Source organism: Pseudomonas gessardii (assembly GCF_001983165.1).
GTDB classification, from domain to species: Bacteria; Pseudomonadota; Gammaproteobacteria; order Pseudomonadales; family Pseudomonadaceae; genus Aquipseudomonas; species Aquipseudomonas gessardii.
Genome location: NZ_MNPU01000001.1, coordinates 1 through 21,444, shown reverse-complemented (window position 1 = coordinate 21,444; position 21,444 = coordinate 1). Strand labels below are relative to the sequence as shown.

20 protein-coding genes and 1 pseudogene are annotated in these 21,444 nt (G+C 63.8%); 6 read left to right on the top strand and 15 right to left on the bottom strand.

Annotated features, from left to right (window positions below; translation table 11 throughout):
• Nucleotides 1-59 precede the first annotated feature (59 nt).
• Nucleotides 60-1,388, bottom strand: coding sequence for an aminotransferase-like domain-containing protein (locus BLL38_RS00110; protein ID WP_076960744.1), 1,329 nt, complete (start codon nt 1,386-1,388; stop codon nt 60-62).
• Nucleotides 1,389-1,479: 91 nt separating this feature from the next.
• Between BLL38_RS00110 and BLL38_RS00105 the strand changes: the two genes are divergently transcribed.
• Nucleotides 1,480-2,370: a DMT family transporter gene (locus tag BLL38_RS00105; protein ID WP_076960743.1), complete on the top strand. Its 891-nt coding sequence runs from the start codon at nt 1,480-1,482 to the stop codon at nt 2,368-2,370.
• Nucleotides 2,371-2,422: 52 nt separating this feature from the next.
• Nucleotides 2,423-2,917, top strand: a complete 495-nt coding sequence (locus BLL38_RS00100; protein ID WP_076960742.1) for a PaaI family thioesterase — start codon at nt 2,423-2,425, stop codon at nt 2,915-2,917.
• A gap of 110 nt (nt 2,918-3,027) precedes the next feature.
• Here BLL38_RS00100 and BLL38_RS00095 read toward each other — a convergent pair whose 3' ends face one another.
• On the bottom strand, nt 3,028-3,906 hold the full coding sequence (locus tag BLL38_RS00095) for a LysR family transcriptional regulator (protein ID WP_076960741.1): 879 nt from the start codon (nt 3,904-3,906) through the stop codon (nt 3,028-3,030).
• Nucleotides 3,907-4,038: 132 nt separating this feature from the next.
• On the opposite strand from BLL38_RS00095, the gene ampC reads away from it, so the two are divergent.
• The gene (gene ampC, locus BLL38_RS00090) at nt 4,039-5,181 is read left to right on the top strand and encodes a class C beta-lactamase (protein WP_076960740.1); all 1,143 of its coding nucleotides are present in this window, start codon (nt 4,039-4,041) and stop codon (nt 5,179-5,181) included.
• 51 nt (nt 5,182-5,232) lie between these two features.
• Here ampC and ubiT read toward each other — a convergent pair whose 3' ends face one another.
• From ubiT to norR, 7 genes are all read right to left on the bottom strand, one after another.
• Complete coding sequence (ubiT, locus tag BLL38_RS00085; protein WP_076960739.1) at nt 5,233-5,700, bottom strand: ubiquinone anaerobic biosynthesis accessory factor UbiT; 468 nt, start codon at nt 5,698-5,700, stop codon at nt 5,233-5,235.
• Nucleotides 5,694-6,584 (bottom strand): U32 family peptidase, encoded by an 891-nt coding sequence (locus BLL38_RS00080; RefSeq protein WP_076960738.1) that lies wholly within the window; start codon nt 6,582-6,584, stop codon nt 5,694-5,696. The genes ubiT and BLL38_RS00080 overlap by 7 nt, the downstream gene beginning before the upstream one ends.
• Nucleotides 6,585-6,594: 10 nt before the next feature.
• Nucleotides 6,595-7,590: a ubiquinone anaerobic biosynthesis protein UbiU gene (gene ubiU, locus BLL38_RS00075; RefSeq protein ID WP_076960737.1), complete on the bottom strand. Its 996-nt coding sequence runs from the start codon at nt 7,588-7,590 to the stop codon at nt 6,595-6,597.
• A 156-nt stretch (nt 7,591-7,746) separates the two neighbouring features.
• A complete protein-coding gene (locus tag BLL38_RS00070; protein WP_076960736.1) occupies nt 7,747-8,982 on the bottom strand; it encodes a molybdopterin molybdotransferase MoeA in 1,236 nt (411 codons plus the stop codon).
• Nucleotides 8,979-9,533, bottom strand: coding sequence for a molybdenum cofactor biosynthesis protein B (gene moaB, locus BLL38_RS00065; protein ID WP_076960735.1), 555 nt, complete (start codon nt 9,531-9,533; stop codon nt 8,979-8,981). Before moaB ends, BLL38_RS00070 begins: the two co-directional genes overlap by 4 nt.
• A 92-nt stretch (nt 9,534-9,625) precedes the next feature.
• Nucleotides 9,626-10,273 (bottom strand): pyridoxamine 5'-phosphate oxidase, encoded by a 648-nt coding sequence (pdxH, locus tag BLL38_RS00060; RefSeq protein WP_076960734.1) that lies wholly within the window; start codon nt 10,271-10,273, stop codon nt 9,626-9,628.
• A gap of 100 nt (nt 10,274-10,373) precedes the next feature.
• Nucleotides 10,374-11,891 (bottom strand): nitric oxide reductase transcriptional regulator NorR, encoded by a 1,518-nt coding sequence (gene norR / locus BLL38_RS00055; RefSeq protein ID WP_076961122.1) that lies wholly within the window; start codon nt 11,889-11,891, stop codon nt 10,374-10,376.
• A 178-nt stretch (nt 11,892-12,069) separates the two neighbouring features.
• On the opposite strand from norR, the pseudogene BLL38_RS00050 reads away from it, so the two are divergent.
• Nucleotides 12,070-12,519, top strand: a pseudogene (locus BLL38_RS00050) (hemerythrin domain-containing protein); the annotation flags it as partial.
• Nucleotides 12,520-12,556: 37 nt separating this feature from the next.
• Here the strand turns inward: BLL38_RS00050 and BLL38_RS00045 are convergent.
• Together BLL38_RS00045 and BLL38_RS00040 are read right to left on the bottom strand one after the other, a co-directional pair.
• Entirely contained in the window at nt 12,557-12,988 is a 432-nt protein-coding gene (locus BLL38_RS00045) for a hypothetical protein (RefSeq protein ID WP_076960732.1), read from the bottom strand.
• A 10-nt stretch (nt 12,989-12,998) separates the two neighbouring features.
• Nucleotides 12,999-14,186, bottom strand: a complete 1,188-nt coding sequence (locus BLL38_RS00040; protein WP_076960731.1) for an NnrS family protein — start codon at nt 14,184-14,186, stop codon at nt 12,999-13,001.
• Nucleotides 14,187-14,681: 495 nt separating this feature from the next.
• Here BLL38_RS00040 and BLL38_RS00030 point away from each other — a divergent pair, with 495 nt between their 5' ends.
• The gene (locus BLL38_RS00030; protein ID WP_076960729.1) at nt 14,682-15,401 is read left to right on the top strand and encodes a Crp/Fnr family transcriptional regulator; all 720 of its coding nucleotides are present in this window, start codon (nt 14,682-14,684) and stop codon (nt 15,399-15,401) included.
• Nucleotides 15,398-15,598, top strand: a complete 201-nt coding sequence (locus BLL38_RS00025; protein ID WP_076960728.1) for a protein DnrP — start codon at nt 15,398-15,400, stop codon at nt 15,596-15,598. The genes BLL38_RS00030 and BLL38_RS00025 overlap by 4 nt, the downstream gene beginning before the upstream one ends.
• Here the strand turns inward: BLL38_RS00025 and BLL38_RS00020 are convergent.
• The 4 genes from BLL38_RS00020 to BLL38_RS00005 form a co-directional block, all read right to left on the bottom strand.
• Nucleotides 15,592-17,433 (bottom strand): nitric oxide reductase activation protein NorD, encoded by a 1,842-nt coding sequence (locus BLL38_RS00020; RefSeq protein ID WP_076960727.1) that lies wholly within the window; start codon nt 17,431-17,433, stop codon nt 15,592-15,594. The two genes, BLL38_RS00025 and BLL38_RS00020, sit on opposite strands and share 7 nt — an antisense overlap.
• Nucleotides 17,434-17,505: 72 nt before the next feature.
• On the bottom strand, nt 17,506-18,927 hold the full coding sequence (locus BLL38_RS00015; RefSeq protein WP_076960726.1) for a cbb3-type cytochrome c oxidase subunit I: 1,422 nt from the start codon (nt 18,925-18,927) through the stop codon (nt 17,506-17,508).
• Nucleotides 18,928-18,930: 3 nt separating this feature from the next.
• Nucleotides 18,931-19,371, bottom strand: a complete 441-nt coding sequence (locus BLL38_RS00010; RefSeq protein ID WP_029294425.1) for a c-type cytochrome — start codon at nt 19,369-19,371, stop codon at nt 18,931-18,933.
• 202 nt (nt 19,372-19,573) lie between these two features.
• Nucleotides 19,574-21,307 (bottom strand): hypothetical protein, encoded by a 1,734-nt coding sequence (locus BLL38_RS00005; protein ID WP_076960725.1) that lies wholly within the window; start codon nt 21,305-21,307, stop codon nt 19,574-19,576.
• Between the last annotated feature and the right edge of the window lie 137 nt (nt 21,308-21,444).

Genomic DNA, 21,444 nt, shown 5'->3' with positions numbered 1-21,444 from the left:
GACACCATTGGCCCCCGGATCGCAGTTGCGATGCGGGGCCAACGGTCCGTGCGTAGACCTCAATACCCCGCCACCACCCATCGCACCTTCAGCAACGCCCCACGCAGGGCGTTTTTTTCCACCGAGCCCAACGCCAGGCGAATCGCATGGGGCACCTGCGCTGACACCGAAAACGGCTCGGCCGTGGACACCGAAATATGCTCGCGCGCCAGCGCCATGGTGATCTGATCCGCCCGGGCCTCTTCGCCCAGTGGCAGCCACAAAAAGTACGACGCGGGATGGGCAATGTAATCCAGCCCGGCCAACACCTGCGCCGCCAACGCCTGCCGGGCCTTGGCGTCCGTGCGCTTTTGCGCCTCCAGTTGCAGCACCGTGCCATCGTCGACCCAGCCTGCGGCAATGGCCGTCATCACCCCGGGCGCATTCCACACGGTGGCCATGATTGTGCGCTCCAACGCCGGCACCCATGCCAGCGGCGCGGCGACGAAACCCACGCGCAGGCCGGTGGCGACACTCTTCGACAGGCCGCCCACATACACCGTGCGTTCCGGCGCCAATTGCGCCAGCGGTGCCGGCGCCTGCTCGGCGAGGAAGGCGTAGGCGGCGTCTTCGATCAGGATCAGCTCATGCTCACGGGCGATGCGCACCAGTTGCTCGCGCTGTTCGATGCCCAGCACCCAACCCAGCGGGTTGTGCAAGGTCGGCATGCAGTACAGCGCCCGCACCGGCCGGCGGCGACACAACTGTTGCAGCGCCGCAAGATCAGGGCCGGTCGGTGTGACCGGGATCGCGGCGATTTCCAGGTGCAAGGTCTCGGCCAGCACCTTGAAACCGGAATAGGTCAACGCATCCACCGCAATCACATCGCCCGGCTTGAGCAAGGCCATCATCACCACCGCCAAACCGTGCTGCGCACCGCTGACCATCAGCACCTGCTCGGCCGCGACACTCAAGCCACGGTGCAGCAGATGCCGGGCCATGGCCGCCCGTTCATGGGCGCGCCCGGCATGGGGCTGGTAACGCAGCAACGCTTCCAGGTCGCCGGACAACGCCAGCTGGCGCAAGGCCGTGCGCAGCAGGTCGGCCTGGCCCGGTAACGACGGGTAGTTGAAATTCAGGTCGAGCATGCCCGCCGCCACCGCCATCTGGCCACTGCCCTGCCCGGGTGCCAGGGCGATTTCCCGCACAAAGGTGCCACGCCCGGTCTCGCCGCTGACCAGGCCCATGGCCTCCAGCTCGCTATACACCCGGCTGGCCGTGGCCAAGGCCAGGCCATGGCTGGCTGCCAGTTGCCGGTGGGTGGGCAGGCGGGTGCCGGGCACCAGGGTGCCCGCACGGATATCCCGGGCAAAGGTATCCACCAACGACTTGTAACGGGCACGGGGCATGGGCGATGTATCCATGACAATTTTTTGATTGCCCCAATCTTCAGCCCTAGGATGCCCGCAACGCAACCCTCCCCCTACGAGCACCCCCTGCATGGAACAGACCTCCCGGATGATCACCCCCGAACACAGCCGCAGCGGCTGGATCAATGGCTTGATCGGCGTGCTGATTTTCAGCGGCTCGTTGCCCGCCACGCGCCTGGCGGTGCTGGAATTTGAACCGGTGTTTCTCACCGTGGCCAGGGCCAGTATCGCCGCAGTGCTGGGCCTGGGCCTGTTGTGGCTGTTCCGGGAAAAACGCCCGGCGCGCCACCAGTGGGGGCCGTTGCTGATTGTCGCTCTGGGGGTGGTGATCGGTTTCCCGTTGCTCACCGCCCTGGCCTTGCAGTACGTGACTTCAGCCCATTCCATCGTGTTTATCGGCTTGCTGCCCCTGGCCACGGCGGTGTTCGGCGTACTGCGCGGCGGCGAGCGGCCGCGCCCGGTGTTCTGGCTGTTTTCGATCCTCGGCAGCCTGTTGGTGATGGGCTACGCCCTGGCCCAGGGCCTGAGCGCCGCGCCCGCCGGTGACCTGCTGATGCTGTTGGCGGTGCTGGTGTGCGGGCTGGGGTATGCCGAAGGGGCCACGCTGTCACGCAGCCTCGGCGGCTGGCAGGTGATCTGCTGGGCGCTGGTGATATCGCTGCCGGTGGTGGCGCCGTTGACCTTGCTGCTGGCCCCCGCCTCCTTCACCGGGATCAGCCTGCCAGCCTGGTTGAGCCTGGGTTACGTGGCGCTGTTCAGCATGTTGATCGGCTTTGTGTTCTGGTACCGCGGGCTGGCCCAGGGCGGCATCGCGGCGGTCGGCCAATTGCAATTGCTGCAACCGTTTTTCGGCCTGGCGCTGGCGGCCGGCCTGCTGCATGAACAGGTGAGCCTGGGCATGCTGGCGGTGACTGGCGCGGTGATTGCCTGCGTGGCCGGAGCGAAGAAGTTTGCGCGTTAGGGGCGTAGGCCTTTAGGCTCGTGGATTGGCCCAAGAACAATAAGGATCCACGATGCCCACCCCTTCCCTGCAAGACACCACCGCGCCAGATGGCGTCTGTTACGGCTGCGGCCCGGGCAATGCCCATGGGCTGCAGATCAAGAGCCGCTGGGATGCGGACGGCGTGCATATCGTCGCCGAGCACCTGCCCGACGCCCAGTACTGCGGCTGGCCCGACCTGGTCTACGGCGGCCTGATCGCCATGCTGGTCGATTGCCATTCCAACTGGACCGCCATGGCCTACCACTACCGCGCCGAGCAGCGCGAACCGGGTGAGTTGCCGCGTATCGACTGCGTGACCGGCAACCTGGGGATCAAGTTCATCAAGCCCACCCCCATGGGCGTGCCACTGACCCTGCGCGCCAGGGTCGAGGGCGAGGTCGGGCGCAAGAGCCGCGTGGTTTGCGAGGTGTATGCAGGCGATGTGCTGACGGCGATTGGCGACTCGATCTTCGTGCGTGTCGATACCGGGCAACTGGCGGCGACGGCCCATGGCCGACCTGCCTGAGAACGATGCCTGCGGTTTCTTCCCTGGGAAAAACAGTGCCTGGACCCGCGCCATCGCGGGCAAGCCCGCTCCCACAGGGATCTTGGCCGGGCACAGGATTGTGAAAGTTCCTACAGGTTCGTCACCTGCTCCAGCAGCCATTGCTTGAACGCCAACATTGCCGGGGTTTCAGCGCGTGACTGCAGGCGCGTCAGCCAGTAGCTGCCGGTGCTGATGCCGATATCAAAGGGCTGGCGGATCACGTCCTGGGCCAACTGCCGCGAGAACATCATCGCCGGTGCCAATGCCACGCCACTGCCCTGCAACGCCGCTTCCATCATTGCCAGGGACGAGTCAAACACGATACTGCGCGGCATCAGGGTGTCGGCGGGCAAGCCTGCGGCCTGGAACCAGAGGTTCCATTCATCCGCCCGGTAAGAGCGCAACAGCGTGTGTTTCAACACATCACCCGGGCCATGCAACTGGCGGGCAATCGCCGGCACGCACAACACCGTCAGCGGTGCCGCCAGCAACTCACAGGCGTGGGTGCCATGCCAGGCGCCAGCGCCAAAGCGGATCGCATAATCCAGGCCCTCGGCCGCCACATCCACGCGGTTGTTATGGGTCGACAGGCGCAAGTCGATAAACGGGTAGCGCGCCTGGAAATCCGCCAGGCGCGGCAGCAGCCAGCCCACCGCAAACGTGCCCACGGCCCCCACCGTCAGCACTTCTCGGTAATGCCCGGCCTGGAACTGGCCGAGGGTCTGGGCGATGCGGTCGAAGGACTCGCGCAGCACCGGCAACAGCGTCTCCCCTTCGCGGGTGAGCATCAGGCCACGGGGCAGGCGCTTGAACAGGGTGACGTTGAGTTGGGCCTCCAGGCTCTTGACCTGGTGACTGATCGCCGCCTGGGTCACACACAGTTCGATGGCCGCCCGGGTAAAACTCAAATGCCGGGCAGATGCCTCGAAGGCGCGCAGTGCGTTAAGGGGCAGATGGGAACGCAACATGGTTTAAGCCCAAATTTTTCTAATGACTGGTGCGAGATATCATCGGTTGTCCAGGGCCGGAAAACTGCCTATCTTGGCCACGCCTGCGCAGGCTGCGAGACACCCGATCATCCTCATGGAAGCGACCTCATCATGTACCAACACGTGCGCAACGTCACGATTCTCAGCCTATTGATCGGCGCCGGCAACTGCATGGCCGCCGACAATCTGCGCCAGGTGGTGGACACCACCGTCAAGCCGCTGATGCAGCAACAGGCCATTCCCGGCCTGGCAGTCGCCATCGTGCAGGACGGCAAGGCCCGATACTTTAACTACGGTATCGCCGCCAAGGACAGCCAGCAGCCCGTCAGCGAAAACACCCTGTTCGAGATCGGCTCGGTGAGCAAGACCTTCGCCGCCACCCTGGCCGGTTATGCCCAGGCCACCGGCAAGCTCAAGCTCTCTGCACCAGCCAGCGACTACTTGCCAGCCTTGCGCGGCAGCCTGTTCGATCACATCAGCGTGCTCCAACTGGGCACCTACACCGCAGGCGGGCTGCCGTTGCAGTTCCCCGGCGAGGCGGACAATGCCCAGCAGATGATCGGCTACTTCCAGCACTGGAAAGCCGCTTTCGCCCCCGGCACCCAGCGCCAATACTCCAACCCCAGCCTGGGCTTGTTCGGCTATCTGGCGGCGCACAGCCTGCAACAACCTTTCGACGTGGCAATGGAACAGACCCTGCTGCCCAAGCTCGGCCTCAAGCACACCTATCTCACGGTGCCCAAGGCACAAATGGGCCTGTATGCCCAGGGCTACGACAAGGCCGGCAAGCCGGTGCGCGTCAGCCCAGGGGCGCTGGACAGCGAAGCCTACGGGGTGAAGACCAGCCCGGCGGACCTGGCTCGCTACATGGCGCTGAACATGCACCCGACGTCGCTGGAGCAGTCGCTACAACAGGCGATTGCCGCCACGCACACGGGTTATTACACGGTCGAAGGCACCACCCAAGGGCTTGGCTGGGAGATGTACGCCTACCCGCTGAGTGTTGACGCCTTGGTCGACGGCAATTCGACACCCATGGCCATGGAGCCGCACCCGGTCAAATGGCTGACACCCGCCCAGCCGCTGCGCGCCAATACCCTGGTGAACAAGACCGGCTCGACCGGCGGCTTTGGCGCCTATATCGCTTATGTACCGAGCAGAGGCATCGGCGTAGTGATCCTGGCAAACAAGAACTACCCCAATGCCGAGCGGGTGAAAGCGGCCCATAGAATCTTGCAGGCGATGGAGCAATAGCTCACTTTTTTTGAACCCGGCATAGTTCCAATGTGGGAGCGGGCTTGATCTTCAGGCCGCCAGGCCTTTGCCGGCCCGTTCCAGATTGCGCCACAACCAGGGCGGCAACACCTCCGGGTCGAGGCTGTCGATCAGGTTCTTCAGGCCCAACCCCAACTCCGTATCCCCCTCGATCACCAGCCGCCGACGGAAGAACAAGGTGTCCGGGTCTTCCTGGCGGCTGGCCAATAACAGGAACTCGCGCCAGTTACCGCTGATGGTCACCTGGGCCTCGGCCCGCTCGGCAATGCGTAGTCCTTCGCGGCCCAGGGTCAGGTACCAGCGCAAGCCCAGGTCGGGAATGCGCAGGCACATCCAGCGCCCGCGCAGCAGTTCAAAGCCGCCATCGCGCAAGGGCTCGGCCAGGCAGCGATTCAGCGCCTGTTGCAAGGCCAGGCGTTGCACCACAAAGGGCACCTTGCGCATCAGCGGCAGTAAGCGGTCGGCGCCCTTGAGCAGCCATTGCTTGCGATTCAGCACAGCCCCACCTCCTCGACCCGCAACATCCCGGCCTGGCCATGCCAGTAGCCATTGCAGCCTTCGACAAACACCGGCGGCGTGGCGCCCTGGCGCACCCGGTCAAAGGCTTCGACGATGCCCACCATGCCTTGCGCCCGTGGGCTCAGGCGCAACAAGTCAGCGCCGCAACTGACCAATCCCGGGTAGTCGGCCAGCAGGTTGGTGACATCCGCCGACATGGTCTGGATGCCATTTAACGTGAACAGTGCCTGCCCCTCCTGACTGGTCAAGGCCATGCCATCGGGGTAGTTGAGGCAGCAGAACTGGCAGTCATCCTTGGGCCGGTTTTGCGCCCGCGCCGTAAAGCAGCGGGCCGAATAGGCCAGGGGCAGATGCCCATAGGCGAAGACTTCCACTTGCGGCAACGGCCGGCCCAGTTCCTGCACCTGCTCCAGCACATCGCCAATCAGCGTGGCCGAGCATTCCACCGGCGGCACCCAGCGCATCATCCCCGCATCCAGCAACTGCACGAGGGCGTGGCCGTTATACAGGTTCAAGGCCGGGCCGCCGACAAAGGGCAACTTGCGCTCGGCAAGCAGTTGCACGGCGCCCATATCATTGGCTTCCACCAGCACCTCGCCGTTGTCACACAGGCGGCGCAGGCTCGACAGCTCCGACGCGGCCTCGATCAGGGTCAGGCTCGACAGCACGATTTGCGCCTGACCCGCCGACTGCAATTCGCGGCCCAGGCCCAACCACTGGTCGAGGTTGAACGCGCGGCGCTTGGAGCACACGGTTTCCCCCAGGTAGATCACATCCAGCGGCAGGCTGGCCATCTCGCTGTAGAACTGCCCCAGTTGTTGCTTATCCCAATAAAACAGCACCGGTCCCAGGCTGAGTTTCATGTGCGGTTCCTCATTGCCACGAACGATGGTAGGCGCCCAGGGTGGTCTGGCTGCCTTCGGATAGACCGGCCAGCACGCTGCGCCACTGGTCCTTGACCACAAAACGCTGTGGCGCGCTGCGGTGGGCATCCAGCGCGGCGCGCCAGACCCCGGTGACTTGCTCGACATACGCCGGGCTGCGCTGGCGGCCTTCGATTTTTACCGCTTCGACGCCCATGGCGATCAACTCGGGGATCAGGTCCAGGGTGTCGAGGCTGGTGGGTTCTTCGAGGGCATGGAAGCGCTTGCCATCGACCATGAAACGGCCCTTGCACAGGGTCGGGTAGCCCGCCGGTTCGTCCGGGGTGTAGCGGTCGATCAGCACTTCGCTCAGGCGCGCACTCAGGCCGTCGGCGTCTTCGCTCCAGCGCACCGCCTTGGCTGGCGAGCACACGCCGCACAGGTTCGGCGATTCGCCGGTAATGTACGAAGACAGGTGGCAACGGCCCTCGGCCATGATGCACAGGCTGCCAAAGCCAAACACCTCAATCGGCACCGAGCTGCTGGCGGCCACATGCTTGACCTGGGCCAGGGACAACACCCGGGGCAATACCGCACGACGGATACCGTAGCGCTCGGCGTAGAACTGCAACGCTGCCGCATGGGTTGCCGAGCCCTGAACGGAAAGGTGCAAGGCCATTTGCGGATGGCGGCTGCTGGCGTACTGCAGCACCCCCGGATCACCTGCGATCAAGGCGTCCACGCCATGGTCGGCAGCGCGGTCCACCGCCCTTTGCCAGCGCTCCCAGCCCTTGGGCTGCGGGTAGGTATTGACCGCCACATACAGCTTGCGCTGGTGCTGGCGGATATGGGCGACGGCGCCGTCGAACTGCTTGTCGTCCATGTTCAGCCCGGCAAAATGCCGGGCGTTGGTGTCATCGCGAAACCCCACATACACCGCATCGGCACCTTGGCGCACGGCGGCTTTAAGCGCAGGCAGATTGCCTGCCGGGCAGACCAGTTGCATGGTTGATCCTCATCAGAAAAGTTATCGCACTTGCATAGCAGCAGGCTTGTGTGGGAGCGGGCTTGCCCGCGATGGCGGCCTACCAGTCGACATTTATGGTGATTGACACACCGCTATCGCGGGCAAGCCCGCTCCCACATTGGTCACCACCGGCAGTTATTGCATCAGTTCGGCAAAAGACACGAACCGCACCAGGCCGCCCTTCTCCACCACCTGTTCACGCTCCACAATCGCCAGGCCATCGGCCCAGCAGGCGGCGCTCAACATCGCCGAACTTTGCCGTGGGTGCAGGGTGACGCGCGCCTGGCCGTCGATGCCCGGAGTCAAGCGGGCGCGCAGGTATTGGCGACGACGGTTGCGCTGGGTCCAGGCAAAGTCGGCCGGCAGTAGCATCGGCACCGACGTGACCTCAGTCACACCCTGGGCACGCAACAGAAACGGGCGCACCACCACCAACGCGGTAATCAGCGCCGCCGAAGGGTTGCCGGGCAAGCCGATCCACGGTTTGCCGGCGACATCGCCAAAGGCCAGGGGTTTGCCCGGCTGGATTGCCAGGCGCCAGAAATCAACGCGCCCCAGCTCCTTGATCGCCTGCTTGAGGTGATCTTCCTCGCCCACCGACACCCCGCCAGACGTCAGCAGCAAGTCGCATTCCGAGGACGCCAGGGTCAACGCATCGCGGCTGACGGCCAATTCGTCGGCCATCACCCCATAGTCATGCACCTCCACGCCCCAGCCTTGCAGCAGCGCGGCCAGGCAATGGCGATTGCTGTTGTAGATCTGCCCCGGCGCCAGGTGATCGCCCGGCTCGCGCAGTTCATCACCACTGCTCAGCAGGCACACCCGCAGCGGTCGATAGACCTTGACCTGGGCCAGCCCGGCGGCCGCCAGCAGGCCAAGCTCCTGGGCGCGCAGGCGCTTGCCTGCTGGCAGTAACAGAGCGCCCTGGGTCACCTCTTCACCTTGCTTGCGCACATGCTCGCCGGTGCGCATCGGCGGGCACCAGATGCGTTGGCCGTAGACCCGGCAACGCTCCTGGGGCACCACGGTGTCAGCCCCGGCCGGCAAGGGTGCGCCGGTAAAAATGCGCATGGTCTGCCCACTGCTCAACGCTGTGGCTGCGCCCTCGCCAGCGGCGATGCGCCCGGCCAGGCGCAGGTAGCCGCCCTCGGCCGGCAGGTCGGCGGCGCACAGCGCGTAGCCGTCCATGGCGCTGTTGTCCCAGGCCGGCAGGTTGACCGGGGAAAAGATATCGCTGGCCAACACCCGGCCCAGGGCCTGGGCGGTTTTCACCTGTTGGGTGGATGGGGGTGGCGGTGCCTGGGCCAACAGGCGTTCGATGGCCTCATCCACCGGGATCAGTTCGCCGCTTTCACACACCGATGTGCTCATGGCCGTGCCTCACAGGGCTGTAGCGCTTGCACGGCCTGGGGCTTGAGGTGCGGGGCGAAATTGCACGGCCCGGTGCGGCTGTCCAGTTGCCCCAGGAGGATCTGGTCCCAGCCGGTGCGGCAGGCGCCGGGCGAACCGGGCATGCAACACACCAGCACGCCGTTGCTCATGCCGGCCAGGGCCCGCGATTGCAGGGTCGACATGCCGATCTCTTGCAGGGACACCTGGCGAAACAGCTCGCCAAAGCCTTCGACATGTTTGTCCAGCAAGGGCAGCACCGCTTGCGGGGTGTTGTCGCGCGCGGTGAAGCCGGTACCGCCGGTGGTGAGGATCACCTGCACCTGGGGGTCGGCGATCCACTGCGAAATGCGTGCGCGGATCTGGTAAATGTCGTCCACCACCAGGGCCCGGTCGATCAATGCGTGCCCGGCCGCTTGCACGCGCTCGCACAGGGTTTGCCCGGAGGTGTCGCTGTCAAAATTGCGCGTATCGCTGATAGTCAGTACGGCGATATTCAGGGAGACAAAATTGCGTTGAGTCAGGTGTGCCATGGTGAAAATCCCGGGATAAATGAGCAATGGCCCCAGCCTGCACCGCAAAGGCCGGCGGGCCTATTCCTCCGAGGAGGTACCTCTAGGCGGCTTCAGGGCGCCAGGCGGCAGCGCTGCCAGGTGCCGTCGTGCCGCCGGTAATCGAGGCGGTCGTGCAGGCGGTCGGGGCGGCCTTGCCAGAACTCCACGCGCTCGGGTTGCAGGCAATAGCCGCCCCACTCTGCCGGGCGCGGCGGCGGTTGCCCGGCAAAGCGCTGGGTGACCTCGCGCAGGCGCCCTTCCAGCTCGGCGCGATGGGCCAGGGGCTGGCTTTGCAATGAGGCCCAGGCCCCCACCTGGCTGGCCAGGGGGCGTGAATTGAAGTACTCGTCGGACAGCTGCGGCGCCAGGCGCACGACCGTGCCTTCGATGCGCACCTGGCGTTCCAGGCCCGGCCAGAAAAAGGTCATGGCGGCGCTGGGATTGCTCGCCAGCTCCTGGCCCTTGGCACTCTGGTAGTGGCCGAAGAAGGTAAAGCCCTCGGCGCCAAAGCCCTTGAGCAAGAGGATCCGACAATGGGCGCGGCCCTGGGCATCGACCGTGGCCAGGGCCATGCTGTTGGCCTCCACCGGCGCCACTTCGGTCTTGCGCGCCTGCTCCAGCCACTGGCCGAACAGAACGAGAGGATCGTCCTGTACCAGGTCATCGCGCAAACCGTACAGGGTGTAGTTGCGGCGCATCTGCGCCAGGGAAAGGGGCATGGGGCGAACCTCCGGTCAGTTCGCCACAGTCTGATCAGCCGACGGCCTGCGCACCTTGATCGCGATCAACTGCGCGCCGCGGCATGGGGTCGCAGCCCGGCTACTTGAGCCCCAGGCGCCGCGCCAGTTTGTGCAGGTTGCTGGAGTCCAGGCCGAGCATGCGCGCAGCGCTGGCCCAGTTATCGCCGGACAGGCTCAACGCCTGACGCACCTTCTGGCGCTGGCAGTCATCCACCGCATCGCTCAAGCTCTGGAACGCCGGCGCCGGCACTTCAGGCACAGGGGCCTGGGCCAAGGTGGCGCTGTCGAGATCCAGCAGCTCGGCTTCCAGGGTCATGATCTGGTTGCGATTGCCGCCACGGCTCAACTGCTTGAGGGCAGCGCGGCTGATCACGTGTTCCAGCTCGCGCACATTGCCCGGCCAGGCATAACCAAGCAGGGCCTGCTCCGCCGCCGGTGACAGGCGCAAGCCGCGCAGGCCCAGGCGCGCGCGGTTGAGCTCCAGGAAGTGCCCGGCCAGCAGCAGCACATCGTGGCCGCGCTCGCGCAGCGCCGGGATCGGCACCGGGTACACCGACAGCCGGTGGTACAGGTCGGCGCGAAACAGCCCTTGGCGAATGCTCTCGGGCAGGTGGCGGTTGGTGGCAGCGATGATCCGCACATCCACATGCAATGGCTTGTCGGCGCCCAGGCGCTGGATCTCACCGTTCTGCAAGGTACGCAGCAGTTTGGCCTGCACACTCAGCGGCAGCTCGCCCACTTCATCGAGAAACAACGTGCCGCCGTTGGCCGCATCAAAACGCCCGGCGCGGTCGCTGGTGGCGCCGGAAAACGCGCCTTTGACATGCCCGAACAACTCACTCTCGGCCAACGACTCCGGCAGCGCCGCGCAGTTGACCTGCACCAGCGGCTTTTTACTGCGCCGCGACAGGCGATGCAGGCGGCGGGCGAACAGCTCCTTGCCCACCCCGGTTTCGCCAAGCAGCAGCACCGGCAGATCTGAGCCGGCGAGTACATCCAGTTCGTTGAGCAGTTGATGCAGCACCGGGCTCTGGCCGAGGATTTCGCCGTCTTCGACGCTGGGCGAGCCCGCCACCGGCTCGCTGCGCGACAGGCGCAGGCTGCGGTTTTCCTGCTCCAGCCGCGTGACCCGCACCGCGGCTTCGATCTGCAAGGTGCAGCGCTTGAGTTGCTCGCGGGCATTGGCATCGAAGGTCCCGGCATGCAGCGCATCCAGGGTAATCGCGCCCCAGGGCCGGCCTTCGACGAACAGGCTCACGCCCATGCAGTCATGCACGGGCAGCGGTTCGCCGACCTGAGTGTCCAGCAGGCCGTCGTACGGGTCCGGCAGGCGGCTGTCGGGCTCGAACCAGGTCGGCTCGCGGGAGGCCATGATCGCCGCCAGCCGCGGGTGCTGGGCAATCACAAAACGCCGGCCAAGGGCCTCATGCACCAGCCCCACCGTGGCCACCGGGCGCAGGCTGTCGTCGCCGTCCAGACGCAACAGGCCCACGGCGCCGCTATGGAAATATTCGCGCAGGGTTTGCACCAGGCGTTGCAGGCGCACCGCGTTGGGCAATTCGACAATCAGATCGGCCGACAGACTTTCACGCAACATGGTCATTACTACCCTTGGATGGTCGGTTCTACCGTGCAGCATCAGGGTGATCCTGACCACTACAAAAAATTAATCTAGATTTTTCAATAAGTTGGCAATGGCACACGGCATGCAATCACCGGCTTATCTGTTCACTTGATGAGGAAACCCGATGAACGCCATCGCCCCGGACAGCCTGCCCCAGGCGCAACTGATCGAGCATTTGCTGCAGCGTTACCACGCCCGCCACCGCGAACAACTGCCGGAACTGATCCGCCTGGCCAGCCGCGTCGAGCAGGTCCACGGCCATCACCTGGCCTGCCCCAACGGCCTGGCCGACTTGCTGCGTGATATCGAGCAGGAGCTGGAGGGCCATATGCTCAAGGAGGAACAGGTGCTGTTCCCGATGCTGCAAATGGGCATGGGGCCCCAGGCCGCGCCGCCGATCCAGGTCATGCGCTTTGAACACGAGCAACATAATCAGGCCCTGGAGCAGTTGCTGGCGCTGACCAATCGCATCCAGCCGCCCAACGACGCGTGCAATACCTGGCGCGCCCTGTATCAAGGGCTGGAAGTGTTTCATGGGGACTTGCTGGAGCATATTCATCTGGAAAACGACGTGTTGTTTGTACGTGCGCTAACAGCCTAACCCTCCCAAGGAGCGAGCTTGCTCGCTCCACAGGGGGTCAGCGCAGCATCAGCTTGGCCAGGATCACGATCAGCACCATATGCCCAAGGATGCTGCGACGGATCCACACTGCCCGCAACGGGCTCAGGCGCTTTTGCGTCAGCCAGTACGCCAGCAACAGGTAATGCCCGATGATGCTCAGCGCCAATACGATCTTCAGGCTCAACAGCGCGGAAAAATGACTGGCCCAGGGCGCGCCCAGCACGCCGCGGTAGTGCCAGGCCAGGCCGATGCCCGCGCCATACAACAGCAGCACCACGCCATGCAGCACCTGCCGCGAACGCCGGGCAATGGCTTGCTCGCTGGTGAACTGCGCCGACCAGGCCAGTTCTTCGCGGGCGCGGTGCCAGATAAAAACCTCGAAGAACAGCGTGCCGATAAAGGCGATGGCCGCCAATAGATGCACAATCAATAACCACGAATAGAGCATTGCCGTTCTCCTAGCCCGGATGGCCGTCAACCCGCGCGCGCCACAGCATTGGGGCATAGCGCCATAGATACAGGCCCAAGCCCAGGGTCCAGCACAGGCCCGCCAGCCACAGCGCGGCATACGGCCAGACCAGCACCAACAGCACCCGGCTCAGGCAGGCCAGGTTCAACAGCGCAAAAGCCAGGGGCATGCCCTTGGGTGGCGTCAGCGGCCGGCCGGTATGGCCCAGGCTGACCCGGGCGATCATCGCCAGGATCAACCCGCCCATCGCCCCCACCGTCAGCGCATGCACCGCCAGGCTCGGGTTCAGCGGCGCGCCGAAATGCCACAGCGCCATGCCCAGGCAGGCCACGGCCAGCCAGGCATAGGCCAGGTGCAGCGACCACAGCAGCGGCACGCGCCACAAGCCACGGTCGTGCCAACGTACCAGGCGCAGCAGATGACCGAGCCCCAGCAAGCCAAACAGCAGGCCCACCCACAGGCTGGCGGTTAATGCCAGGCCGCTGGCGTACAACAGCGCCACCCCTGCCGAGCCGCCCAGCAACAGGTGATCCAGCCACGGCCAGGGCTTCACCGCCTCGGTGCGCCCCAGGCCACGCTGGGTGAAAAACGGAATCACCCGGCCACCGATCAACCCCATCATCGCCGCCACCAGCCACAACCCGCTCAACACCGCCTGGCGCTGCCAGCCTTCATCTGCGCGCAGCAAGCCATACAGGGACAGGCCATCGGCCAGGGTCAACAGCAGCAGGACCAGCACAATCGGGTAGTTGCGTTGTTGCCGCACTTTCCACAGGGTCCAGCCCATCAGCCCGGCGACCGCCAGAGGAAAGCTCAGCTCCAGCACAGCCAGCAGCGGCCACGGCAGGTTGAACAGCCAGGCCAGGCGTGCGGCCAGCCATACCCCGGCCAGCACCGCCAGGGGCATGCCGCTGATGCCGGGGCGGCCGGTCCAGGTCTGCACCGCCGTCAGCAGGAACCCGCCGATGATTGCCAGGGCAAAACCGAACAGCAGCTCATGGCGATGCCACGCCAGCCAACCACCCGCCGGCTGCCAGCCCGCATCGCCGGCCAGGGCCAGCAGCCACAGGGGAATCGCCAGCAGCGCCAACAGGCAGCCACCGAGGAAAAATGGCCGGAAAGCCAGGCGAAACAACGGGGTAATCGACATAGCCTTGCGTCGATCCAGCACTTGCATACCACCACTCCTCAAGTCATTGCCGGCCCGATCATCCGGGATTGCCCGCGTCCGGCCCTTGTCGCAGATCAAGCAGGGCTTCTGGGCGGCGCAATATCCTGGGGGCCGTCGCAGAAATAGCGTTGCAAGGGCCGGGCCGAACTCCCCGGTGGGAGCTGGCTTGCCTGCGATGCGGGCACCTCGGTCTAGCGGTTAAACCGCAGCGATGCCATCGCAGGCAAGCCAGCTCCCACAGGGAATTGGCGTTGCTTATGAGGGTTTAAATAACCATTAGAGGGTTAAAAGAACCCTTAAAGACAGGGTCGTTTTGACCAAGCAGGCGCTACAGCCCAGGTTTTACAAGGCCCGCGCCTTGGCCCAGCTCTTGCTCTACCCGGTTATCCCTTATTACTGCCCCCACGGAGTCACCATGAAAAAAGTTATCCAGCCCCTGGCCTGGTTCGTGATCCTCGGTTCGATGATGGCGGCGGCCAGTGGCCTGTCGTTGTGGCTTGTATGATCCCGTCCCTGGCCTGCTCCAAGGATGCGCCCCGGGTTTTGCACCGCGTGCATCATCAGATCCTGCGCAGCCATCACCTGTTCGAGCCGCTCAACGAAGAGCAGATGGATGAGTTGATGGCCAGCAGTCAGTTGCTGAGTGTCGACAAGGGCGAGCCGCTGTTCCGCCAGGGCGAGCCGGCCGATGGCTTTTACTTTGTGATTGCCGGCGCGGTGAAGATCTACCGCCTGACCCCAGACGGCCAGGAAAAGGTCTTTGAAGTGATCGGCGAGCGGCAGACCTTTGCCGAGGCGATGATGCTGATGGACACCCCCAACTACGTGGCCTGCGCCGAGGCGGTGGGCCCCACGCAGTTGTATCGCCTGTCCAACGCCACGTATATGCGCCTGCTCCATAGCAACAGCCGCCTGACCTTCGCCCTGCTGGGCAAGCTGTGTGTGCGCCTGCACCAGCGGGTCAACGAGATCGAGACCCTGTCCCTGAAAAACGCCACCCACCGCGTGGTGCGCTACCTGCTGACGCAACAGGTGCGCCTGCACAGTGCCGACAGTTCGTTCGAGCTGCCCATGGCCAAACAGTTGATCGCCGGGCACCTGTCGATCCAGCCGGAGACGTTCTCGCGGATCATCCGCCGGCTGATCGATGAAAAAATCATCACCCAGGACGGTCGCCAGATCGCCATTCTCGACCGCCTGCGCCTGGAGCAATTTGAATGAACGCAACGCGGGTCTGCCTGTACTGCCAGCATGCCAACCCGCCGACGCACGCCGCCTGCGAACGCTGCGCCATGCCCCTGCCCGCTTCCACCGCCAGCCTTGAGGCGCGGCGGCTCAAGCGCTTCCAATGGTTCTGCCTGGGGCTGGCCGTGTTCTGCATCACGATGTTCTTCTGGCTGCCCCGGGACTTCTACTGATCGTCGGTCAACTGCCGGTACAGCTGCGGCAAGCGTAGCGGCAGTTGCTCCGGCTGGCGGATCAGGGTGTAGCCGTGGGCGCCGAACATGTACGGCAGGTAGTCCGCAGCCTGTTTGTCGATGGTGATGCAGAACGGCACCAGGCCCTGGCGCCGCGCTTCTAGCACCGCCTGGCGGGTGTCCTCCACACCATAGCGGCCCTCGTACAGGTCCAGGTCGTTGGGCTTGCCATCGGTCACAATCAACAACAGTTTGCGCCGTTGCTTGCAGGCGCCCAAGGTCTGGGTGGCTTGGCGAATGGCCGCGCCCATGCGTGTGTAGTAACCCGGTTTCAAGCCCTGGATACAGCCACGGGTGTGGTCGTCGTAGGGTTGCTGGAATGACTTGAGCTGTTGCAGGCGCACCTGCTGGCGACGCAGGGACGAAAAACCATACAAGGCAAACGCATCGCCCAGGCCCGCCAGGCTCTCGCCAAACAGCAGCAGGCTGTCGCGGATCACGTCGATGACCTTTTGCGTATCGTTCAAATGGGCGTCGGTGGACATCGACAAATCGGCCAGCAGCAAACAGGCCAAGTCACGCCGGGTGCGGCGCTGCTCCTTGAACAGGCCGCGCTCGGCGCATGCGCTGTGTTGGCGCTCGACGTGAAAATCCAGCCAGGCCTGCAGGTCCAGTTCCGCGCCCTGGGGTTGTTGGCGTAGCCATTGGCGGTCGGTGCGCAGTTGCTGGAACTGGCGACGTAACCGCGCAGCCTGGGGCCGCAGGCGCGCCGGCAGCGGCTGGGGCGCGCTGTGGCGGGGTTGCATCAGTTGCAGGTTGACGAAGTTGGCTTGCAGGCATTGCTGGCGGTAGTCCCATTCGGGCAGCTTGATGCCGTCGCCCAGGGGGATATCGTCGACATCGGTCGGGGGCAGATCCAGGTGCAGCTTCAGCCCGCCGCTCTTGCGCACACGCTGGCGCGACAAACTCAACTGGTCGAGGTCTTCGGCGACCCGCGCGGCCTCTTCGTCTTCGGAGTCATCGGCCCAACGGTCCAGATCGACATGCTCGGTCCAACTGAACAGGTTTTCCAGGCGCACTACCAATAGGCCGCCGTCGCGGCTGTTGTCGTCGACCCGGTTGGCCTGCTTGGGCGCGCCCTGTTGTTCGCCGGGGCGGGTGGCCAGGTCGTCGCCCTCGTCGTCCTGGTCTGCGGCCTGCGGGCTGTGCAGGTGCAAGGGCGGATACAGCCACAGCGGCAACGGCCAGGCGGCGCGCTCGCTGCGGGGTAACTGGCGGATGCTGCCGGGTTCGCGCAGGGCCTGGCGCAAGGCCTTTTCCACGGCGGCTTCGACAGGGTTGAGGGTGGCGGGATCGGGGCGCAATTGCAGGTGGGCCTCCACCAGGCGCTGATAGCTGGGGAGCATGGCCGGGTAGCGCTGCAACAGTTGCCAGGTCCAGCGCTGGTTGTCCCGGGCCCAGTGGGTCATCGGCCCGGCGTGCGCGGCCAGCAGCGCCAGCCAGCGGTACAGCTCCAGGTTCAGGGCCACCGTGGGAAACACCGCCAGGCTGGCCGGCAGGCGCAGGCGATGACCATCGCACGAGGCCAGCGGCGCCTGGCGGCAGGTGCCGGCGATGCGCATCAACAGGTTGCGCCGCAGCAGCAGGTCGCGCTCGCTGGCGGCTTCCACCGCTATCCCGTGGGCGCCGCCCAGGGCGCGGAACAATAGGGCCAGGCTGCGCTGGCGGTCGACCAGATCGACCCGCGCCTCGGGGAAGTCGGCACTGGCGCGGCGCGTGATAAAGCGGTGCCAGACACTGCCGACCCACTCTTCCAGCTCAAGGGTAAAGGCCATGTGAAGTGCTCCAGACGTAAAACGGCCCGCAGAACCTGCCGGGCCGCCCTCTTGGGGATTAACGTTGACCGCTCAAGCTGTCACGGGCACGGCAGAGTCCAAGCCCTTGCCCCGCTGCCGGAAGCTCCACAGGTAGCAGAGCAGGCCCAGCAGGAACACCACGCCACTGGCCAGTCGTGCCCAGAACAGCAGGGCCAGGTGGTCCATGGTGGCCATGAACGGCAGCGCCACACCGTCCACCTGCCAGCGTTGCAACCAGACCTGCACGGCACCGGCGGCGGTGAGGAACAGGGTGATCATCACCATCGACAGGACCATCATCCAGAAGCCCCAGATCTCCAAAGTTTGCGAGCGTGCATCCGGTGCTTCACCGATACCGCGCAGGCGGGGCATGGCGTAGCTGATCAGGGTCATGACGATCATGGCGTAGGCGCCGAAGAACGCCAGGTGGCCGTGGGCGGCGGTCAGTTGGGTACCGTGGGTATAGAAGTTGACCGGTGCCAGAGTATGGAGGAAGCCCCAGACCCCGGCGCCGAAGAACGCGGTGACCGTGGTGCCCTTGGCCCACAACGTGGCCGCCCGGTTCGGGTGCTGGCGCCGGCGCTGTTTGACCATGGTGAAGGCAAACATCACCATCGCCAGGAACGGCAGGGGCTCCAGGGCCGAGAAGATCGAACCGACCCACAACCACACCTCGGGCGCACCGATCCAGAAGAAGTGGTGGCCGGTGCCGATGATCCCGGTGATCAGGGCCATGGCGATGATCACGTACAACCATTTTTCCACGACCTCACGGTCGACGCCGGTGACCTTGATCAGCACAAAGGCGAGCATCGAGCCCATGATCAGCTCCCACACGCCTTCGACCCAAAGATGCACCACCCACCACCAGTAGAATTTGTCCCGCGCCAGGTTGCCGGGGTTGTAGAACGAGAACAGGAAGAACACCGCCAGGCCAATCAGCCCGGTCATCATCACCATGCTCACCGTGGTCTTGCGGCCCTTGAGCAGGGTCATGCCGATGTTGTAGAGAAAGCCCAGGCACACGACCACGATGCCCATCTTGGTGATGGTCGGCTGCTCGAGGAATTCACGGCCCATGGTCGGCAGCAGTTCGTTGTGGGTCAACTTGGCCAGGGCCGCATAGGGCACCAGCAAGTAGCCGAGGATGGTCAACACGCCGGCGGCGGCAAACACCCAAAACAACAGGATCGCCAGCTTGGGGCTGTGCAATTCGCGGTCGGCCTCCTCCGGCACCAGGTAGTAGGCGGCGCCCATAAACCCGAACAGCAGCCAGACGATCAGCAGGTTGGTGTGGACCATCCGCGCCACGTTGAAGGGGATCAGCGGGAACAAGAAGTCGCCGACCACGTATTGCAGGCCCATGATCAAACCGAACAGCACCTGGCCCAGGAACAGGATCAGGGCGAATACAAAGTAGGGTTTGGCCACGGCCTGGGATTGGAATTTCAGATATGGATTGACGGTACGCATCCCTCAGCCCTCCTTGTTTGGCGGCCAGCCGTTGGTGTTGATCTTCGAGCTCCATTTGAGGAACTCGGCCATATCGTCCACCTCCTGGTCGCTGAGGTTGAATTGCGGCATCGCGCGCCGGCCAGGCACGCCCAAAGGTTGCATCTTCATCCAGGCGTGCAGGAATGGCTTGAACGCTTCCTCGCCACCCCGGCGGTTGAACACATTGCCCAGCTCCGGCGCAAAGTACGCGCCCTCGCCCAGCAAGGTGTGGCAGCCAACGCAGTTATTGCGCTCCCAGACGCCCTTGCCGCGCACTACGGATTCGGTGAGTAGCTCCTGATTACTGCGAGAGGGAAAGGTTTGTTCGGTGTGGTAGGTCAGGGCCAGGAAGATCAGGAAGAAGAACACGCTTCCCCCGAAGTAGATATTCCTGGCCATGCCCTTGGTGAAGGTCTCTGACATGGTCGCGTCCTCATTGCTTGGCAGGGACCATGATAGAAAGCCGGGGGGTAAAACCTGCTTGATGGCGATCAAGAAATGCCGATGGTTTTGCTCAGGTATTGGGGTTGGGGTACAGCCTGCGCGTACCCCTGTCGTCAGGCTTCAGCGGTGCGCAACAGCACAAGCGCCAATCGCTGGAGAAGCTGACAGACCAGTACCCCCGTCAGCGCTCCCCAACCTTGAGCCGCTGGATCTGTGGCGTACCCGTAGATGAGCCATTCTTGCGCGGGTCAATGACGCTCAGCATTACCCTGTCGCTGGTGATGAATACCGGCCGTGACTTGCCTTGATCTTGCGGGTCATTGGAAAAAGCCCCTTTAAACTCGACAGATCGGCGTTGCTCGGGTGAGCCACCGTTCAAGGTCAGCTTCAGATCCCCGGAGGAGGTCACCTGCCAGTCCGAGATTTCGGCGTCGGTGTAGTCCAGTTGAACGGAGCTGCCCTCCGGGTCGTCAATATGAACGCTGCCTGACCCCTTGTTGATGATGTAAGTATTGCTACCGCCTTCACCGATCACCCGGGCCCCACCATTGATAACGACGACATCAGCCCCCTTGCCTGTGCGGGCAATGTCCTCGCGGCCATTGAGGGTCAGTAAATTATTCTGGTCGTCACCTTGAACATAACTTTCGCCGTTCTTCACAGTGGTTACATTGGAAAAGTTCTGCACACTGGCGATTTTTTTCACCCCCAAGGTATTGGAATTTTCGGTTTTTACCGAGACGGTGGAGTCTTTTAGATTAATGACATGCCCTACGTAGCTGGCACTTTCTTTCTTCCCAGCGTCGTCGCGTGGCGAACTTAACTCTCCAGAAAAAACCAGGGTATTGCGTCCCTCTCCACCCTCCAGGGATATTTGTCTGGGACTGAAAGTTTTGTCTCCGGTCTTCTCGACCTCACGCGCCCGCTCCAGTGTCTGGCGCGCATCGGCATTCATGACCACCGTATCGTCAGCGCGCCCGCCACTGACAACCTTTTTGCCGGCTCCCAGCAGGAAGACGTTGGGTTTGTTTTCCACCCCTCTTACATAATCGTCCCCACCCCCCAGGTCCCATAACGTGGCTTTTCCATCACCCAACTCGCCTTCAACCTGTTTGACCGGTTTGCCGTTCAATGATGCATAGCTTTCATCCACGCCTACCTGGTCATTGCCATCGTGGACGGTCACCGACGGAACCTTGCCGGGTATTGGAATCAGATTCAGCAGCCAGGTGACCGGCGAAAACCAGACTCTGGGTGTCAGTGGGACGTTGCCGTCCACTTGCTTGACCTCAACCTGCGACGAACCGTAGACCACCCGTTCAAAGTTGTGCTTTCCATCACCGCTCAGGAACGCTTTATAGCGACTTTGGCGTTGCTCATCGATTTCGTTGGTGTATTGGGTTTGCAAGTAAGGCTTGAGCACATCAAATCCGGGCTCCAGGCCCAGGAACGCCCTCGCCCCGGTGACGGCCTTTTGTTCACCAGTCAGCGGCGTGACCTTATCCAGGTCTTCCACGCTACGAACAGAGTGGTAAATCATTTGGCTCATCATGAGCGTCCCTGCCACGGCCAAGCCTATCGGCCCTGCCGAGGTCGCCCCCATCATGAATGCGGCGCCCAACGTTACCGAGGTTGCAGCGTTGGCCACCGAAAACGCACCGTCAACATAGTGATCCTGGGCTTCAGTACCGCTGCTGTTACTGGCTTTTTTAAACGAATCGACAGCACTGTAGATATCAAAGGGCAGGCTGATCGCCGTGCCCGCCCCCGTGCCGACCTTGCCAATCAGTTGCCCGACACTCGACGCTTTAAATCCCATGATCGAAGGTGCAGCCTTTTGAATGACACTTTGCCCCAACTTGTTGAGCGACGCCCCAATCGCGTCCCCGCCATATTGGGCCGCGACAGCGCCCAAACTGATACTGGGCGGTCTCAAGGAGCAAGTGCAACACCTCATGTAAGGTGTTGCCATGTCTACCCAATACAACCACCTGAGTACCGAGGAGCGCGTCACCATTATGGTGATGCTCTTTCAACGACAGACGCTGCGAG

Bases quoted from the DNA above. Each gene is read 5' to 3' on its own strand.
- BLL38_RS00110 (WP_076960744.1), bottom strand. From the start codon at position 1,388: ATGCCCCGTGCCCGTTACAAGTCGTTGGTGGATACCTTTGCCCGGGAT.
- BLL38_RS00105 (WP_076960743.1), top strand. From the start codon at position 1,480: ATGGAACAGACCTCCCGGATGATCACCCCCGAACACAGCCGCAGCGGC.
- BLL38_RS00100 (WP_076960742.1), top strand. From the start codon at position 2,423: ATGCCCACCCCTTCCCTGCAAGACACCACCGCGCCAGATGGCGTCTGT.
- BLL38_RS00095 (WP_076960741.1), bottom strand. From the start codon at position 3,906: ATGTTGCGTTCCCATCTGCCCCTTAACGCACTGCGCGCCTTCGAGGCA.
- ampC (WP_076960740.1), top strand. From the start codon at position 4,039: ATGTACCAACACGTGCGCAACGTCACGATTCTCAGCCTATTGATCGGC.
- BLL38_RS00080 (WP_076960738.1), bottom strand. From the start codon at position 6,584: ATGAAACTCAGCCTGGGACCGGTGCTGTTTTATTGGGATAAGCAACAA.
- ubiU (WP_076960737.1), bottom strand. From the start codon at position 7,590: ATGCAACTGGTCTGCCCGGCAGGCAATCTGCCTGCGCTTAAAGCCGCC.
- BLL38_RS00070 (WP_076960736.1), bottom strand. From the start codon at position 8,982: ATGAGCACATCGGTGTGTGAAAGCGGCGAACTGATCCCGGTGGATGAG.
- moaB (WP_076960735.1), bottom strand. From the start codon at position 9,533: ATGGCACACCTGACTCAACGCAATTTTGTCTCCCTGAATATCGCCGTA.
- pdxH (WP_076960734.1), bottom strand. From the start codon at position 10,273: ATGCCCCTTTCCCTGGCGCAGATGCGCCGCAACTACACCCTGTACGGT.
- norR (WP_076961122.1), bottom strand. From the start codon at position 11,891: ATGTTGCGTGAAAGTCTGTCGGCCGATCTGATTGTCGAATTGCCCAAC.
- BLL38_RS00045 (WP_076960732.1), bottom strand. From the start codon at position 12,988: ATGCTCTATTCGTGGTTATTGATTGTGCATCTATTGGCGGCCATCGCC.
- BLL38_RS00040 (WP_076960731.1), bottom strand. From the start codon at position 14,186: ATGCAAGTGCTGGATCGACGCAAGGCTATGTCGATTACCCCGTTGTTT.
- BLL38_RS00030 (WP_076960729.1), top strand. From the start codon at position 14,682: ATGATCCCGTCCCTGGCCTGCTCCAAGGATGCGCCCCGGGTTTTGCAC.
- BLL38_RS00025 (WP_076960728.1), top strand. From the start codon at position 15,398: ATGAACGCAACGCGGGTCTGCCTGTACTGCCAGCATGCCAACCCGCCG.
- BLL38_RS00020 (WP_076960727.1), bottom strand. From the start codon at position 17,433: ATGGCCTTTACCCTTGAGCTGGAAGAGTGGGTCGGCAGTGTCTGGCAC.
- BLL38_RS00015 (WP_076960726.1), bottom strand. From the start codon at position 18,927: ATGCGTACCGTCAATCCATATCTGAAATTCCAATCCCAGGCCGTGGCC.
- BLL38_RS00010 (WP_029294425.1), bottom strand. From the start codon at position 19,371: ATGTCAGAGACCTTCACCAAGGGCATGGCCAGGAATATCTACTTCGGG.